At 68.8% G+C, this 15,614-nt stretch carries 15 protein-coding genes; all 15 read left to right on the top strand.

From position 1 onward, the window contains the following. Window positions 1-832, top strand: an 832-nt coding sequence (locus FPZ12_RS10055) for an LLM class flavin-dependent oxidoreductase (RefSeq protein ID WP_150980261.1), incomplete at its 5' end; no start/stop codon positions are given. Further along, window positions 829-1,950 (top strand): NDMA-dependent alcohol dehydrogenase, encoded by a 1,122-nt coding sequence (locus FPZ12_RS10050; RefSeq protein WP_144757088.1) that lies wholly within the window; start codon window positions 829-831, stop codon window positions 1,948-1,950. The genes FPZ12_RS10055 and FPZ12_RS10050, both read left to right, overlap by 4 nt. 12 nt (window positions 1,951-1,962) lie before the next feature. Beyond that, entirely contained in the window at window positions 1,963-3,381 is a 1,419-nt protein-coding gene (locus FPZ12_RS10045; RefSeq protein ID WP_144757090.1) for an MFS transporter, read from the top strand. Then, window positions 3,381-4,298: a DUF6282 family protein gene (locus FPZ12_RS10040; RefSeq protein WP_144757092.1), complete on the top strand. Its 918-nt coding sequence runs from the start codon at window positions 3,381-3,383 to the stop codon at window positions 4,296-4,298. The genes FPZ12_RS10045 and FPZ12_RS10040 overlap by 1 nt, the downstream gene beginning before the upstream one ends. A 95-nt stretch (window positions 4,299-4,393) precedes the next feature. Next, window positions 4,394-5,290 (top strand): SDR family NAD(P)-dependent oxidoreductase, encoded by an 897-nt coding sequence (locus FPZ12_RS10035; RefSeq protein ID WP_166462670.1) that lies wholly within the window; start codon window positions 4,394-4,396, stop codon window positions 5,288-5,290. Between the two features lie 5 nt (window positions 5,291-5,295). Beyond that, a complete protein-coding gene (locus tag FPZ12_RS10030) occupies window positions 5,296-6,066 on the top strand; it encodes an SDR family NAD(P)-dependent oxidoreductase (protein WP_144757096.1) in 771 nt (256 codons plus the stop codon). A 30-nt stretch (window positions 6,067-6,096) separates the two neighbouring features. Further along, a complete protein-coding gene (locus FPZ12_RS10025) occupies window positions 6,097-7,569 on the top strand; it encodes an aldehyde dehydrogenase (RefSeq protein WP_144757098.1) in 1,473 nt (490 codons plus the stop codon). A 5-nt stretch (window positions 7,570-7,574) separates the two neighbouring features. After that, the gene (locus FPZ12_RS10020) at window positions 7,575-8,948 is read left to right on the top strand and encodes an MmgE/PrpD family protein (protein ID WP_144757100.1); all 1,374 of its coding nucleotides are present in this window, start codon (window positions 7,575-7,577) and stop codon (window positions 8,946-8,948) included. A 12-nt stretch (window positions 8,949-8,960) separates the two neighbouring features. Further along, entirely contained in the window at window positions 8,961-9,251 is a 291-nt protein-coding gene (locus FPZ12_RS10015) for a GntR family transcriptional regulator (RefSeq protein WP_144757102.1), read from the top strand. 29 nt (window positions 9,252-9,280) lie between these two features. Continuing rightward, window positions 9,281-10,606 carry an MFS transporter gene (locus tag FPZ12_RS10010; RefSeq protein WP_144757104.1) on the top strand — a complete coding sequence of 442 codons (1,326 nt, stop codon included), beginning with the start codon at window positions 9,281-9,283 and terminating at the stop codon, window positions 10,604-10,606. Between the two features lie 69 nt (window positions 10,607-10,675). Then, on the top strand, window positions 10,676-11,713 hold the full coding sequence (locus FPZ12_RS10005; protein ID WP_144757106.1) for an NAD(P)-dependent alcohol dehydrogenase: 1,038 nt from the start codon (window positions 10,676-10,678) through the stop codon (window positions 11,711-11,713). A gap of 16 nt (window positions 11,714-11,729) precedes the next feature. Beyond that, window positions 11,730-12,497, top strand: a complete 768-nt coding sequence (locus FPZ12_RS10000; protein WP_144757108.1) for an enoyl-CoA hydratase/isomerase family protein — start codon at window positions 11,730-11,732, stop codon at window positions 12,495-12,497. Window positions 12,498-12,737: 240 nt separating this feature from the next. After that, a complete protein-coding gene (locus FPZ12_RS09995) occupies window positions 12,738-13,907 on the top strand; it encodes a thiolase family protein (protein ID WP_144757110.1) in 1,170 nt (389 codons plus the stop codon). Between the two features lie 15 nt (window positions 13,908-13,922). Then, window positions 13,923-14,345 carry a Zn-ribbon domain-containing OB-fold protein gene (locus FPZ12_RS09990; protein WP_144757112.1) on the top strand — a complete coding sequence of 141 codons (423 nt, stop codon included), beginning with the start codon at window positions 13,923-13,925 and terminating at the stop codon, window positions 14,343-14,345. A 1-nt stretch (window position 14,346) separates the two neighbouring features. After that, window positions 14,347-15,612: a CaiB/BaiF CoA transferase family protein gene (locus FPZ12_RS09985; protein WP_166462669.1), complete on the top strand. Its 1,266-nt coding sequence runs from the start codon at window positions 14,347-14,349 to the stop codon at window positions 15,610-15,612. Window positions 15,613-15,614 lie beyond the last annotated feature (2 nt).

Below are 15,614 nucleotides of genomic sequence, written 5' to 3'. Positions count from 1 at the left end.
GGTCGTCATCGGGGTAGGGCGGGGCGACGCGTGCCTTGCCCAGCTCGGACTCGCTCCCGCGCCCCTGGGGCCGTTCGACCGGTTCCTCGACCACCTCGCCAAGTACCTGACCGGCGTGTCCGTGCCGCTCGGTGAACTCGCTGCGGACGGGTACCGGCCGGTGTCCGACATGGGGGTCGCGGAGGTTCCCGAGGGCAGCACGCTCCAGCGGCTCGACGACTCGGTGCCGGTGGTCCCGGTGGATGTGGCCGCGACGGGGCCCAAGGTCATCGGCATCGGGGCCCGGCGGTCCCGGCACGTCAGTTTCACCGTGGGGGCCGACGAGGAGCGCATCCGGAAAGCGATCGAAACCGCCCGTGCGGCAAGGGAAACAGCCGGCCTGAACCCGGACGAGCTGTCGTTCGGCGCGTATGTCAACGTCGTCTGCCACGACGACATCGAGGTCGCGCGCCGCGTCGCCGCGAGCGGGGTGAGCATCTTCTCCCGGTTTTCGGCGATGTACGGCAAGGCGCAGGCGGGCGTCGGGGCGGCCGCGGCGGCGTCGCTCGAGAAACTCTCGGCTGCCTACGACGTCCGCCACCACGGTGAACTCGACGCCGGCCACAACGGGGCCGTGGACCTGGACTTCATGAACCGCTTCGCCATCGTCGGTTCTCCCGGCTACTGCGCCGAACGCCTCGCGCGGTTGGAGAAACTCGGCCTCGATCGCGTGGTCGTGATGAGCGGCCTCGACGACGGGAGCGCCGAAACCGCGCGCCAGGTGCGGGAATGCCGCGAAGCTCTGGACAACGGCGTGCTGCCCCTGCCGGCGCGGCACGAGGTCGCACGATGAGGACGCGTGCCGCCCTGGTCCGGGCGGCGGGAAAACCGTTCGAGGTCGCCGAGGTCGAGCTGGACGCGCCGCGCCAGGGCGAGATCCAGGTCAAGATGGCCGCGAGTGGCCTGTGCCATTCCGACGACCACTTGCAGACCGGTGACACGATCACCGGCCACTACCCGATCATCGGCGGGCACGAGGGCGCCGGTGTGGTCGAGCAGGTCGGGCCGAGCACGCCCGGCTGGAGTGTGGGCGACCACGTCGTGTTCTCGTTCGTGGCGTCCTGCGGGCGCTGCCGCTGGTGTGCGGAGGGCCGGACGAACCTGTGCGATCTCGGCCGTTTTTCCCTGACCGGCTCCCGTTACGACGATCCGGGCAGTTACCGGTTCGCGCTGGACGGTGCGGCTGTCGGGCAGTTATGCGGAGTCGGTTCCTTCGCGGAGCGCACCGTCGTGTCGGTCGATTCGGCGATCAAGGTCGCCGACGACCTTCCGCTGGACAAGATCTGCCTGCTCGGCTGTGCGGTGGGCACCGGCTGGGGCTCCGCGGTCTACGCCGCCGAGGTGCGTCCCGGCGACGTGACGATCGTGCAGGGCGCCGGAGGCGTCGGCATCAACGCCGTGCAGGGGGCCGCGCACGCCGGCGCGGAAGCGGTCATCGCCGTGGATCCCGTGGAGTTCAAGCGGGAGACGGCGATCAGGCTGGGAGCGACCGTCGCCTTCGCCGACATGGCAGACGCCGCCGATTTCGCCCGGTCGCTGACCAACGGGCAGGGAGCCGATCAAGCGATCGTCACGGTCGGCGTGGTGCGGGGCGAACACGTGGCGCAGGCGTTCGGCTCCATCCGGAAGGCGGGCACCGTGGTGGTGACCGGCATGGCGCCATCGGACGACGCCGGCGGCATCCCGGTCAGCACACGCGAGCTCACCCTGCTGCAGAAGCGGCTCCAGGGCTCGCTTTTCGGACACTGCAACCCCATGGCCGACATTCCGCGGCAGATCGGGATGTACCGCTCGGGCGCACTGAACCTGGATGACCTGATCACCCGCACGTACGGGCTCGACGAACTGCGCGCGGGGTACCGCGATCTGCACGACGGCCTGAACCTGCGCGGCGTGATCCTCTTCGACTGAACCGGAGCAGACATGACAACGACGAACCAGGGCGCGGGCGGCATCGTCGCGCGTAGTGCTGGAATCGGGGCCCGGATCGAACGCCTGCCCGTCGCGCCTTTCCGGGCGCAGGCGCGGGTTTTCCTCGTGGTCCTCTACTTCTTCGCCTTCTACGACGTGAGTTCGATGTCGGTGGCGCTGCCGTCGGTGGTCCGCGAATTCGGCCTGACGACGGCGCAGGCCGCGCTGCCGGCCACGCTGAACCTCATCGGCTACATCGTGGGTGCCTACGTGTTCGGCTCGATCGCGGACTACCTTGGCCGCCGCCGCGCCATGATCGGCGCACTCGGGCTGCTGACCGTGGGCGGTTTGCTGTGCGGGTTCGCCACGGGAATCACCACATTGTCGGCCTATCGCTTCGTCGTGGGCATCGCCGTCGGTGCGCTGATCGCGCTGCTTTCCACCTATGTCAGCGAAACCACGCCCGCGAACGCCCGCGGCCGGTTCACGATGATCAACGCCTTCTACGGCAACATCGGCCTGGCCAGCACGCCCTGGATCGGGCTCGCGTTCATCGGGGCGCCCGCAGTCGGCTGGCGCCTGCTGCTCGGTTTCGGCGGGATCGCCGGGCTGGTCGCCGTGTTCGCCCGCTGGCTGCCCGAATCGCCGCGCTGGCTGGTGCTGCACGGACGGGAGGCCGAGGCGGACCGGGTCGTCTCGGAGATGGAGAGGTTCGCCGAACAGCGGACCGGCCGCCCGCTGCCTCCGCCAGGACCGGGCAGGGCCGAGGTCCGCACCGGCCGGTTCCCGACGCTCGCCCTGCTGCGCAAGCCGTACGTCCAGCGGATGCTGATCGTGCTGGTGTTCTGGATCGCCTGGTACATCTCGAACTACGCGGTGCTCGGGTTCGCGCCGACCCTGCTCCACAGCCTTGGGCTGTCCGCCGCGACGACTCTGCTGTTCTCCGGGATCGGGAGCATCGGGTACCCCCTGGGCAGCCTCGCGGCGGCCCAGGTGATCGAACGGTTCCACCGCAAGTGGGTGATCACCGGGTTCCTCGGCGTGTTCGTCCTGGGGATGCTGCTGCAGGCGGTTTCACATCACCCGGCCACGATCATCATCGGCACTTTCCTCGTGTCCATGGGAATCGGCGGTGGTTCCGGTTCCGCGTACACCTACACATCCGAGATCTTCCCGACGAGCGTGCGCGCGTCGGCGAACTCGATCGGGGTGGGGATCGGCCACATCGGCGGCGCGATCGCGCCGGTGATCACGCTGTCCGCGTTGTCGGCGTGGGGGAGCAGCGGGACCTACGGGCTGATGGCCGGGATCACCGCCGTCGCCGCCGCGGCCATCGTGATCGGCGGGCTGCGCACCACGGGCATCGCGCTGAACACGGTGTCCGGGGCTCCGGCCGGTGAACCGGCGGAGCAGGTCGTGCGGGAGCCCTGATGGTGGACGACGTTCTCCGCGGGGCCGTGGACATGCACGTCCACGGCTACCCCGACGCCTCGCCGCAGTGGCCGATGCGCACCGACGACGAGACCCTCGTATCGGCCGCGCGGGACTGCGGGATGCGCGGGCTGGTGCTGAAGTCGCATTTCTGGCCGACCATGGACCGGGCCCGCCGCCTCACCGAAACCCTGGCGGACCCCGGGTTCACCGTCTTCGGTTCGATCACCCTGAACCCGCTCATCGGTGGCCTGCAGCCCGCCACGGTCGAGGCCGCCGCCGGGCACGGCGCGAAGGTGGTCTTCATGCCGACCTGGGGGTCTGCCAACGACGCGCGGCACCGCGGTTTCGTCCGCGAGAAGATCGTCGACCGGTGGTTCCCGAGGCTGAGCGCCGACCTGGCGGATTCGGCGATCACCGTTCTCGACGGCAGCGGCCGGTTGCGCGGGGAGGCGCGCGAAATCGTATCGATCGCCCAAGAACAGGGCATGGTCGTGTCCACTGGGCACCTCGGCGTCGCGGAGAGCGTGGCGCTCGCCGAGTACTCCGCCGAAATCGGGTTCCGCGGGCTGGTCTTCTGCCATCCGTTCTCCTCTTCCGTCGATGCCGACCTCGGCGCGATGAAGACGGTCGTCGGTCTTGGCGGCGCGGTCGAGATGACCGCTGTCCACGCGTTCCTGCCGACGAGCCCGGTGACGCCGGTCCAGGTGTATGAAGCCATTCGCGAACTCGGTGCCGGGAACGTCGTGCTGAGTTCGGACGTGTTCTTCGACTGGATGCCCTCGCACGCCGAGATGTTGCGGTGCTTCACGGGACAGTTGCGGATGCTGGGCCTGTCCCAGGCGGAGCTGCGCACGATGCTGGCCGGCACCCCGCGCCGGTTGCTCGGCCTGGGACAGGCCGAATCAATCGCCTGACAGGTCATTGCCGGTCTATCTAATGTCTGACATACTTTCGACGGTAGATTTTAGGACCGCATGTTTTCGCACCGAGTACGGAAAGGGAGGGCATGGTGGCCTTTCTCGAAAACCAGGTGGCACTCGTGACCGGCGGCGGGCGCGGTCTCGGCCGGAGTGTGGCGCTGGAGCTGGCCGCGCAGGGAGCCGCGGTCGCGATCGACGATGTCTACCGCGACGAGTCCGGCACCGGTGCGGCGGAGTCCGCGGTGCGAGAGATCGAAGAAGCAGGCGGCACCGCGCTGGCGCTGACCGAGGACGTGACCACCACCGAAGGCGCCGAGCGGATGGTCGGCACGACCGTCGACAAGTTCGGCAGGCTGGACATCCTCGTTACCTGTGCGGGGAACAACGTGCGCGGCCCGCTGCAGGAACTGACCGAGCAGCAGTGGGATTCCCTGATGAGCCTGCACCTGAAGGGGCATTTCCTCAGTTGCAAGATGGCGCTGCCGCACATGATCGAGCAGGACAGCGGCCGGATCGTCACGGTCAGCTCCCGGGGTGCCTTCTTCCAGGTGCCTGCGAGCAAGCAGGACTCCAAGGACCTCCGTAAACCGCCGAGTACCGCCTACAGCGCGGCCAAGGCGGGCATTCTCGGGCTCACGACCACGCTCGCGGTCGAATTGTGGGAAACCGGCATCACCGTCAACGCGTTGCTGCCGAGCGCCAGCACCCAGCTGTTCCCGGAAACCAAGGCGCGGATGGTGGGCGGCGTACCGGCGTCGCAATCCCTCGATCCCGGCGATGTCGCCCCGGCGGTGGCGTTCCTGTGCAGTGACGCGGCGGCCGATATCAGCGGCCGGATCGTCTACGCCTCCGGCGGTGACGTGATTCTCTACGGTAACCAGCTCGACCTGGGTGGCAGCCGCATGATCCGCAAGGACGGCCGCTGGACCCACGACGAGCTGGCCAAGCTGCTCCCGCCGCTGGCCGGTGTGGCCCCCGGGGCGTGACGGCGATGGAACAGGACTTCCTGGGCCGGAAGGTGCTGGTCTCCGGCGGAACGGCGGGGATCGGTTTCGCCGCGGCGAAGCATTTCGCCCGCCGGGGCGCGACGGTGACGGTGACCGGGCGTTCGGCCGAGCGCGGGAAGAGCGCGCTGGAAGACCTGGGAGACCGGGGTTTCTTTCAGCAGGGCGATTCGGGCGACGCGGACGAGGCGGCGACCGTCGTCTCTGCCGCCGCGGAGGTGATGGACGGGATCGACGTCGTGGTCAGCGCCGGTGCGGAGAACCACGCCACGTTGACCACGTTCGCGGAGATGACACCGGCGCAGATCAGGGGCACCTTCGACAGCTTGATCTACCCGCGGCTGTTCCCGTTGCATGCCGCCGTGCCGTACCTGCGGGACAGTGGCGGCGGTTCGATGGTGCTGATCGGCAGCGACGCGGCGCGGCACGCGACCAGAGGGGAATCCCTCGTGGGTGCCGCCGGTGCCGCGGTGATCCTGATGACCAAGGCGCTCGCCAGGGAGCTGGCCCGTGACCGGATCCGGGTCAACTCGATCGCACTCACCATCACCTCCGGCACCCCGGGCTGGGAGCACGCGTTCGGTCACGAGTTCGGCCGGAAGCTGTTCGCCAGGGCGATTGAGCGGTTCCCCTTTGGACGCCCACCCGAGGCCGAGGAGGTCGCCGACGCGATCGTCTTCCTGGCCAGTGCGGTGGCCTCGCAGATCAGCGGCCAGACCGTGAGCGTGAACGGCGGCCTGTCCTTTGGCGGCTGGTGACACCCGCACCCGACAACGAGGAGGAGCACGATGGAGGATTTCACCGATCACCTGGTGAACGGCGCATGGCGCAAGGGATCCGGTGGCGAGTTCGAGTCCGTCGATCCTTACCTGCGCAAGCCGTGGGCGCGGTTGACCGCGGCCTCGGAGTCCGATGTGGACGGAGCGGTCACCGCCGCTCGCGCCGCCTGGCCGGCTTGGCGTCGTATGCCCGCCTACGAACGGGCCAAGCTGCTGTTCCGGCTGGCCGATCTGATCGAGCGGGACGCGGACGAGCTGGCGGAGTACGACACCCGCGACAACGGCAAGATCTTCAAAGAACAACGCGGCCAGAACCTGTTCGCGGCGCGCAACATCCGGTTCATCGCGGGCGCGGCGGACAAGGTGCTCGGTGAGACGAAACCGCAGGACACCTACGATCTGATCGATTTCACGGTCCGGGAACCGCTCGGGGTCGTGGCCGCCATCAGTGCCTGGAACGGGCCGCTGCAGAACGCGGTGAACAAGGTCGCCCCCGCGGTGGCCGCCGGGAACTGCGTCGTGCTCAAGCCTTCGGAGTTCACCAGCGTGAGCGCGCTGGCCTTGGGAAAGCTCGTCGTAGAGGCGGGATTCCCGCCCGGGGTCGTCAACATCATCACCGGCGCGGCCGAAACCGGCCAGGCACTGACCGCGCATCCGGGGATCAACAAGGTCGCGTTCACCGGCGGAATCGAGGCCGCCCGCCGGATCGCGGGCAACACGGCCCGGAACATGGTGCCGGGGCTGTACGAACTGGGCGGAAAGTCCGCGAGCATCGTGTTCGCGGACGCTGACCTCGGCCGGGCCGTACCCGGGGCGGTTGCCGGGATCTTCGCCGCGGCGGGCCAGAGTTGCGTGGCCGGGTCGCGGCTTCTGGTGCACGAGAGCGTCTACGACGAGGTCATCGATGGCATTGTCGACATGGCGGGCAAGATCAGCTTCGGCAACCCGCTGGACCCGGCCACCCAGGTCGGCCCGGTCGCGCACGAGGCGCATTTCCAGCGCATCCAGCAGGCGATCGGCGAGGCGGTCGAGGACGGCGCCCGCCTCGTGATCGGCGGCGGGAACCCGGAGGGCCTGGACGGCACGCTGTTCGCCGCCCCCACGTTGTTCGCCGACGTCACACCGGACATGCGACTCGCCCAGCGGGAGGTGTTCGGCCCGGTCCTGGCGGTGCTGAAGTTTTCCTCGGACGAGGAAGCGATCGACATCGCGAACGGCACCGAATACGGCTTGGCGGCGGGGATCTGGACCACCGACTTCGCCAGGGCTCACCGGGTGGCCAGGGAGCTGATCGCGGGCACCGTGTGGATCAACACGTACCGGACCATCAGTGCCACCGCCCCGTTCGGAGGGTTCAACCGCAGTGGTTACGGGCGCGAGCGCGGCACCGACGTTTTGGCGGAGTACACCGCGACGAAGAACCTGATGCTCGACATCTCCGATGGTGCCCGTGATCCCTTCATGATGCGCACCGGGAAGTAGTCGACATGACGGACATCGCCGAAGTGCTCGCCGGGCATGCTACGGCTCAGACCTTCGACAACCTGGCAGGAACGACCGTGTCGGCCACGACCGACGCGTTGTTTGACTCGCTCGCGGTCGCGCTCGCGGGCGTGGACGCGCCCGGTGTTCCCGCCGCGCGCCAGGCGTTCGCCCCCTGGGCGGGCGGCACCGTGCCGGTGTGGGGGACTTCCCTGACCATGCCGGCACCGTTCGCCGCGCTCCTGAACGCCGGGTCCTTGCACGCCTTGGACTACGACGACACCGACGACGGCGTTCCCTTGCACGCCAACAGTGTCGTGTTGCCGGTGCTGCTCGCGGACGTGCTGGAGAACGCTCCGGACTGTGGCGGGCGGGAGTTCCTGACCGCGCTGAGCGCAGGGATCGACGCCGCCATGCGGGTCGGCAGAGCCGGCGGGCCGAGGGGCAGCCGGGGCTGGAACTACAGCGTGGTCAGCGGGGGCATGGGCGCCGTGCTGGCGCTCGCCCGGCTGCGCCGCTGGGACGTCGCGACCACCGTCAGCGCGCTGGGGCACCAGCTCGCCCAGACCGCGGGCAGCCTGCAGTCGATCATCGACGGCAGCCTGGCCAAACGGTTCCAGCCCGCGATGGTGGCGAAGGACGTGCTGACCGGTGCCGCGCTCGCGGAGGCCGGAATCGACGGTCCCCGCAATGTCTTCGAGGGCAAGGCGGGCTTCTTCACGCTGTACCAGGACGGCTCCTACGACCGGGACGTGCTGCTCGACGGCGCCGCCCGGGCGTCCCTTGTGGACGATCTGAGCCTGAAACCGTATCCCTCGTGCCGGTTCACCCACGCCGCCATCGACGTCGCGCTGCGGATCCACCGCGACGGCATCGATCCCCGCCGGATCGCGCGGATCAGGTTCCTGGTGAGCGGGCAGGCGATGAACATGGTCGGACGCGCGTTCGACCCGGCCACCGCCGGTGTCGTCGACGCCCAGTTCAGCATCGCGTACACAGCCGCGGTCGGGCTGCACCGCGGTGCGGTGCTCATCGACGATTTCAGTCCCGCGAGCATCCGCGACCCGGAGGTCGGGGGCTTCGCCGCGCGGCGTGTCGTGATCGAGCCGACCGAGGCGGTTCCGCACCTCGCGATGGCGCCGGTCACCGCACAACTCGACCTCGACGACGGCCGTCAGGTGGAATACCTCGGGAAGACCGTCTCCGGCAGCCCGGAGGCCCGGCTTACCGCGGAGCAGCTGAAATCCAAGGCAGCGGACTGTCTGCGGCACGGGCGGTCGCAGGTCGGTGTGGACGAGCTGTGGGCCGCCGTACATGGCCTGGCCGAGGACGAACCGGTCTCGCGGATACTCCGCCTGCTGCATCGACCGGTCCGGTAACCGGAGGCAGGTATGTCCTTCGAAGGCGCCAGAGCGCGGCGTGATGACGGTAAACCGGTGCTGGGGCGCCGGGTCGTGCGGCCGCGGGAGCAGGTGGAGGACACACTGCGGGCCTCCGTCCTGAATGGACGGCTGGCTGCGGGGGAGCGGCTGCCGGCTGAGGCCGAGCTGGCGCGCCAGTTCAGCGTTTCGCGGCCGACGATCCGGCAGGCCTTGTCGGCGCTGGAAACACAGGGGTTGATTCGCAAGGTTCCCGGGGCCCGTGGTGGCTGGTTCGTGCGGCCACCGCTCCCCGAGAGGTGAGCACTGTCGCTCGACGAAGAGGAACGACGATGGACCAACGAGATGCCACGACCGAACCCGCGGCCACGCCGGCCCCGAACCTGTCCAAACGTGACCGTCGGCGGATCGCGGTGGCGAGCTTCAGCGGCACCCTGATCGAGTTCTACGACTTCCAGATCTACGGCACCGCTGCCGCGCTCGTCTTCCCGCACGTGCTGTTCCCGGCCCTCGGCACTGCGGCGGGCACGCTCGCGTCGATCGCGACCTTCGGCGTCGCGTTCGTCGCGCGACCCATCGGCAGCGTCCTTTTCGGACACTTCGGCGACCGGATCGGCCGGAAACGCACGCTGGTTTCGACCTTGCTGCTCATGGGCGGATCGACGGTGGTGGTCGGCCTGGTCCCGACGGCCGCGCAGGTCGGTGTCGCCGCGCCGATCCTGGTCACTCTGTTGCGGGTGGTCCAGGGGCTCGCCGCAGGTGGCGAGTGGGCGGGAGCGGCCCTGTTCGCGGGGGAGTCCGCGCCCAAGGAGAAGCGCGGGTTCTGGGGGATGTTCCCGCAACTGGGCGGGAACAGCGCGATTCTGCTGGTCAACGCGACGTTCCTGCTCACCGCGGTGAGTATGAGCAACGCGACCTTCCTCAGCTGGGGGTGGCGGATCCCGTTCCTCGCCAGCGCGGTGCTGGTCGGCGTCGGGCTGTGGGTACGGATGAAGCTCGAGGAAACGCCCGTCTTCACCAAGGAAATCGAGCAAAAGGGCGAGGCGAAGCTTCCGTTCTCGGAGGTGCTCAAACAGCAACCGCGCGCCCTGTTCCTGGCGACGGGCGCCTCCCTGACGATCTTCGTCTACTACTACCTCTGGACCGTGTACCTGGCCGGATATGCGGTGAACACGCTGCACCTGACGCGGATCTTCGTCCTGGAGCTGGGGCTCGCCGCCGGTGCGCTGCTCGTGCTGGTCACGGTGTTCAGTGGGATGCTCGCCGACCGGGTGGGGCGCCGGACCGTGGTCGGCTGGGCGAACGTTGCGGGCGCGGTGTTCGGGTTCGTGCTGTTCCCGCTGCTGGAACTGGAACCGAAACTCGCCTTGACCATCGCGTTCTGCGTGATGGCGGTGATCGCGGGCGTGCACTACGCGCCGCTCGGGGCGTTCATCCCCGAGCTCTTCCGGACGCGCTACCGGTACACGGCCTCCGGTATCGCCTACGCGCTGTCCAGCCTGGTCGGCGGCACGCTGGTGCCACTCCTCGCCCCGGTGATCATCGGTGGTCTCGGTTCGTTCGCGATGGGCTGTTTCGTGGCGCTGCTGTGCGTCGTGGCCACGGCGTGCACGTTCGCGTTGCCCGAGACCAGGAACACGGACCTGGACCACGTCTAGGGAGTGTTTCGAGTGTGGTTTGCGTGGCGGTGCGGGTAGGGGAAACAAAACAGCTAGGCGAGGAGAACCATGATCACGGTCAACGCCCGTGCGACCACGGGACCCGGTGAGCCGTTCCGACCGGTCACCATCGAACGGCGGGATGTCGGCCCGCGTGACGTGCTGATCGACATCGCCTACACGGGTATCTGCCACACCGACGTCCACTACGCGAGCAGTCCCGCATCTCGTTACCCGGTGGTGCCGGGCCACGAGATCGCCGGCACGGTCGTCGCCGTCGGCGGGGAGGTGACGCGCTTCGCGGTCGGTGATCAGGCCGGGGTCGGGTGCATGATCGGATCCTGCCGCGACTGCGACAAATGCCGGGCGGGGCTGGAGCAGTTCTGCCGCCAGGGGTACGTGCGCACCTACGGTTCACCGGGGCCGGACGGCGTGCCCACGCAGGGCGGCTACTGCGAGAAGATCGTCGTGGACGAGGCGTTCGTGCTGAGGATCCCGCCCGGCCTGCCCTTGGCGGAGGCGGCACCGTTGTTCTGCGCGGGGATCACGATGTATTCGCCGCTGCGGCACTGGAAAGCCGGGCCAGGAACCCGCGTCGGGATCCTCGGCCTCGGCGGTCTCGGCCATGTCGGTGTGCGCATCGCCAAGGCGCTCGGCGCCCACACCACGGTCCTGGACCTGGCTCCCGGCAAACGCGAGGACGGCCTGCGGCTCGGGGCCGACGAGTTCTACCCGACCACCCAGGCGGCCACGTTCAAGGAACTGGACGAGGCGTTCGACCTGCTGCTGTCCACGGTCCCGGCGAGCGTCGACTTCAATCCCTTCCTCGACCTGCTCGCCCTGGACGGCACGCTGGTCCACCTCGGTGCCGCGCCCGCCCCGCTGAGCGTTTCCAGTGCTTCGCTGCGGCTCAACCGGCGCTCGATCGCCGGAACGAGGCTCGGCGGGATCGCGGAGACACAAGAGATGATCGATTTCTGCGCACGGCACCGGATCGGCGCCGAGGTCGAAGTGATCGAGGCCGGCGGCATCGACGAGGCGTACAACCGCGTGATCGCCGGCGACGTCCGGTTCCGTTTCGTCCTCGACATCGAAACCCTTGCCTGACAGGAGGAGACCCCGCATGGATGAGCAGCCGGTCCTGCTGACCGAGTACAGCGACGGGATCGCACACCTGACGATCAACCGCCCGCATCGGCTCAACACGTTGAACCGTCCGCTGATGGCAGCGCTGCGCAAGGCTTTCCGTGACCTCGCCGAAGACCGGGACGTGCGGATCGTGCGGCTGTCCGCCGCCGGGGAGAAGGCGTTCTGCGCCGGCGCGGACCTCAAGGAGCCGGATACGCACGACTACTCCGGCCTGCCCGAGTTCCTGCGTGAGCAGCCCGGCATCTTCGACCGGATGGCGCGCTGCCCGCAGATCATCGTCAGCGAGGTCAACGGCTGGGCCCTCGGCGGCGGACTGCAGCTGGCGCTCTTCTCGGATCTGGTCTATGCCTCGGAAAGTGCTTCCTTCAAGCTGCCCCAGGTCGGCCTCGGGCTGATTCCGCCCTACGGCACCACGGTCCGGCTCGCCCGGCACATCGGCCAGGGGCGGGCGATGGAGATGATGCTGCTGGGCGCCGCCATGTCCGGCAGGCAGGCGTTCGACTGGGGCTTCGCGCAGGGGGTCGAGCCGGACGCGGCCGCGCTGCGCGATCGCGTCGGCGATGTGGTCGCGACATTGGCGAAGATGCCCGCGGAAAGCCTTGCGCTGGCGAAGGAATCGCTCGTGTCAGGGTGGGACATGAGCACCGAGGGTGCCGCGCTGGCGGACCGGTTCCGGTCCTTCGCGCTCAAGCAGAGCAGTGTCACGAAGCAGATCCACGAGAACTGGCGTACCTCGAAGTAGCGGTCTCCCTAAGGACGAGAGCCGGGCAGGATCTGGTGCCGCGGCGCGAGTCACGTCGTTCGACTCGATCAACCTCTGACGTCCATACCCACCATGCCCGGTCCGCGGACGTGGCGCTCACCTCCCGGCGCGGGCGCCCTGGTGTCTTGACAAGTCGTTAGCTCGGCTAGCAATATGCAGGTAGCTTAATGTCAGGCTATTAGCCATATGGCGGAATGGACGTGAGTGACAATGGAGACGATGGCGTCCGTCGTCGGCATCGGGGCGCTGCCGGTCGGCAAGTACGTCGATGTCCTGGAACATGAGATGGTGCTCGAGGCTCTGGTCGAGGCCGTTGCCGACGCCGGACTGACCAAACGCGACATCGACGCGCTGGTCTTCTCGTTGCCGCGGCCCTACGCGGAACAGCGCTACTTCGGCACTTTCATGGCGGGCTACCTCGAGATCCCGATCGACGACATCCTGCTCGAGGTGCTGGGCAACGGGATGACCGGTGGCCTCGCCTTCGATCTCGCGGTGAACCGCGTCGCGTCCGGGCAGGCGAAGGTCGCCGTCGCGCTCGGCGTGAACCGCGAGCTGCACGTGCCCACCGGTGAGCACATGCACCTGTCGATGCGCGCGGTCGGTGATGTGGATTTCCACGTGCCGTTCGGTGTCACGCCCATCTCGTGGTACGCGCTCAACGCCACGAGGTACATGCACGACTACGGGCTGACCCGTGAGCAGCTGGCGGCGATCCCGGTGAAGAACCGGAAACACGCGTCGCTGAACCCGATCGCGCAGCTGCGCAAGGAAATCAGCGTCGAGGACGTGCTGAACGCACGGCCCATCGTGCGGCCGCTGGGGCTGCTCGACGTGCCGCCGCGTTCGGATGGCGCCGTCGCGATCGTCGTCGCCGCCCCGGAGGTCGCGCGCAAGCTCGGCCACCGCTACGTCGACGTCGTGGGTCGTGGTTTCTACCACGAGGGAATCCACCAGGTGTCCAGCCGCCCGCGCGACCTGACCAGGTTCGAGTCGGCGGAGATCGCGTCCTCGAAGGCTTACCAGACTGCCGGGATCACCGCGGCGGATCTGGATTTCCTCGAGGTGTACGCACCCTGCTCGATCGTCGAACTGATCCTCACCGAGGCGGTGGGCCTGTTCCCGAAGGGCACCGGCGGTGAGGCCGCGGCCGCGGGCGCGACCAGCATCGGCGGCCAGATTCCCGTGTCGCCATCGGGCGGGCTCGCGAGCCGGGGGCACCCGCCGCACGTCACGCCTTTGTACAACGTGTACGAGGCGGTCCAGCAACTGCGCGGTGAGGCTGGGCCGAGGCAGGTCACGGGGGCGAGCGTGGGCGCCGTGACCGCGGAGCTGGGGGATTACAACGCGACCATGATGCACGTTCTGACCAACGCCTCCGGCGCCTAGAAAGGGGGATCGGCGATGACTAGTGGAACCATTCCGGAGCTGGCGTATCCGCCCCGGATCACCCCGTTCACCAAAACGTTCTGGGACGGGCTGCGCGAGGGCAGGTTCAGCACCACGCGCTGCCGTCAGTGTTCGCATATGACCTTCCCGCCCAAGCCGGTGTGCCCGGAGTGCTGGTCGAAGGACGTGGAGTGGGTCGAGCTGAGCGGGCGCGGCGTGCTGCGCAGCTACACCGAGGTGACCGCCGCTCCGTCGATGTTCGCTGCCGAAGCGCCGTACATCCTGTGCCTCGTCGACCTGGACGAGGGCATCCGCTGCCTGTCCCGGGTGATCGCGGACTGGGGCGAGCTCGTACCGGACAAGCGGGTCCGCGTCCAAGTCCGGGAAGCCGAGCCTGCTTACCTGTTCGACTTCGTGCTCGACGAGGGAGGGAACTGACGTGGCCGCTACCGCGCAGACCGGACAGGGAGTGCTGGCGGGGCTCAAGGTCGTCGAGCTGTGCCATCTCATCGCGGGGCCCTACTGCGGGATGCTGCTCGCGGACGAGGGCGCCGAGGTGATCAAGGTCGAGCCGCCCACGGGGGAGCTGACCCGGACCAGGGAGCCGATCCGCACCACCGAGGCGGGCAGCATGTCCGGCTACTTCGGATCGCTCAACCGCCGCAAGGAAAGCGTCGTCCTCGACCTGAAGACCGAGGCGGGCATCGGCCTGATGCACGACCTGCTCGCCGGCGCGGACGTGTTCATCACGAACATGCGGCCGCAGGCGCTGCGGCGGCTGGGTCTGCACCCGGAAACCCTGCGGGAGCGGTATTCCTCCCTGGTGGTCGCGTCGATGACGGGCTTCGGGCTGGAGAACGCCGGCCCCGACGCGAACCGCGCCGGGCTGGCCATGGTCGCCGAGGCGCTGGCCGGGACGAACGGCCTGACCCGCGACCGTTCCGGGCAGCCGGTCTGGTGCGGGTTCGCGCTCGGCGACATCGTCACCGGGATGACGGCGCACGCCGGGATCCTGCTCGCGCTGCGCCACCGGGACCTGACCGGTGAGGGACGACTGGTGGACCTGGCGCTCACCGAGTGCACGCTGCCGCTGACCTCGGTCGCGCTCGCCCGGGTGCAGGCCGCGGACTCGACGATGGCGGAAACGGCGGGCTCCAACGATTTCCACGGCGTCCCCTACGGCACCTTCGCGGCCAGGGACGGGTTTTACAACCTGGGCGTGAACCGGGACGACTTCTGGGCCCGGCTGGCCAAGGCGATGGGCAGGCCGGAACTGGGGGAGGACCGGCGCTACGCGACCTACCTGGAGCGCGCGAAGCGGCAGGCCGAGGTCCACGGGCTCGTGGAGGAATGGAGCAAGCAGCTCCCGCGGGACGAGGTGGTCGCGGCGATCACCGACGCCGACGTGCCGGTGGCGCCGGTGCTCACGATGGCCGAGGTGCTCGAACTGGAGCATTTCCACAGCCGCGGCACCTTCGTCGAAGTGGACGACGGGATCGGCGGCACGTTGCGCCAGCCGTCCGACCCGACTGGGTTCGCGGTTCCGGAACAGGCACGAGTGCCGAAGCTGGGCGAGCAGCGAGACGCCGTGCTGGCCCGCCTCGGGCTGACGCCGGAACAGATTGAAACCTTGGCCGCGCAAGGGGCCTTCGGCCGGCCCGCCGTGCCGGCCACCGATGCCATCACCGCGTCCGCGGTGCGCTGAGA

This window comes from Amycolatopsis acidicola (assembly GCF_007713735.2).
GTDB lineage: Bacteria > Actinomycetota > Actinomycetes > Mycobacteriales > Pseudonocardiaceae > Amycolatopsis_E > Amycolatopsis_E acidicola.
The sequence above is the reverse complement of the archived record's forward strand: the minus strand, read 5'-3'. Positions and strand labels throughout refer to the sequence as shown.

Coding starts and splice junctions, on each gene's coding strand:
- FPZ12_RS10045 (WP_144757090.1), top strand. CDS start 1,963: ATGACAACGACGAACCAGGGCGCGGGCGGCATCGTCGCGCGTAGTGCT.
- FPZ12_RS10030 (WP_144757096.1), top strand. CDS start 5,296: ATGGAACAGGACTTCCTGGGCCGGAAGGTGCTGGTCTCCGGCGGAACG.
- FPZ12_RS10000 (WP_144757108.1), top strand. CDS start 11,730: ATGGATGAGCAGCCGGTCCTGCTGACCGAGTACAGCGACGGGATCGCA.
- FPZ12_RS10005 (WP_144757106.1), top strand. CDS start 10,676: ATGATCACGGTCAACGCCCGTGCGACCACGGGACCCGGTGAGCCGTTC.
- FPZ12_RS10025 (WP_144757098.1), top strand. CDS start 6,097: ATGGAGGATTTCACCGATCACCTGGTGAACGGCGCATGGCGCAAGGGA.
- FPZ12_RS10020 (WP_144757100.1), top strand. CDS start 7,575: ATGACGGACATCGCCGAAGTGCTCGCCGGGCATGCTACGGCTCAGACC.
- FPZ12_RS09990 (WP_144757112.1), top strand. CDS start 13,923: ATGACTAGTGGAACCATTCCGGAGCTGGCGTATCCGCCCCGGATCACC.
- FPZ12_RS10015 (WP_144757102.1), top strand. CDS start 8,961: ATGTCCTTCGAAGGCGCCAGAGCGCGGCGTGATGACGGTAAACCGGTG.
- FPZ12_RS10050 (WP_144757088.1), top strand. CDS start 829: ATGAGGACGCGTGCCGCCCTGGTCCGGGCGGCGGGAAAACCGTTCGAG.
- FPZ12_RS10010 (WP_144757104.1), top strand. CDS start 9,281: ATGGACCAACGAGATGCCACGACCGAACCCGCGGCCACGCCGGCCCCG.
- FPZ12_RS09995 (WP_144757110.1), top strand. CDS start 12,738: ATGGCGTCCGTCGTCGGCATCGGGGCGCTGCCGGTCGGCAAGTACGTC.
- FPZ12_RS10040 (WP_144757092.1), top strand. CDS start 3,381: ATGGTGGACGACGTTCTCCGCGGGGCCGTGGACATGCACGTCCACGGC.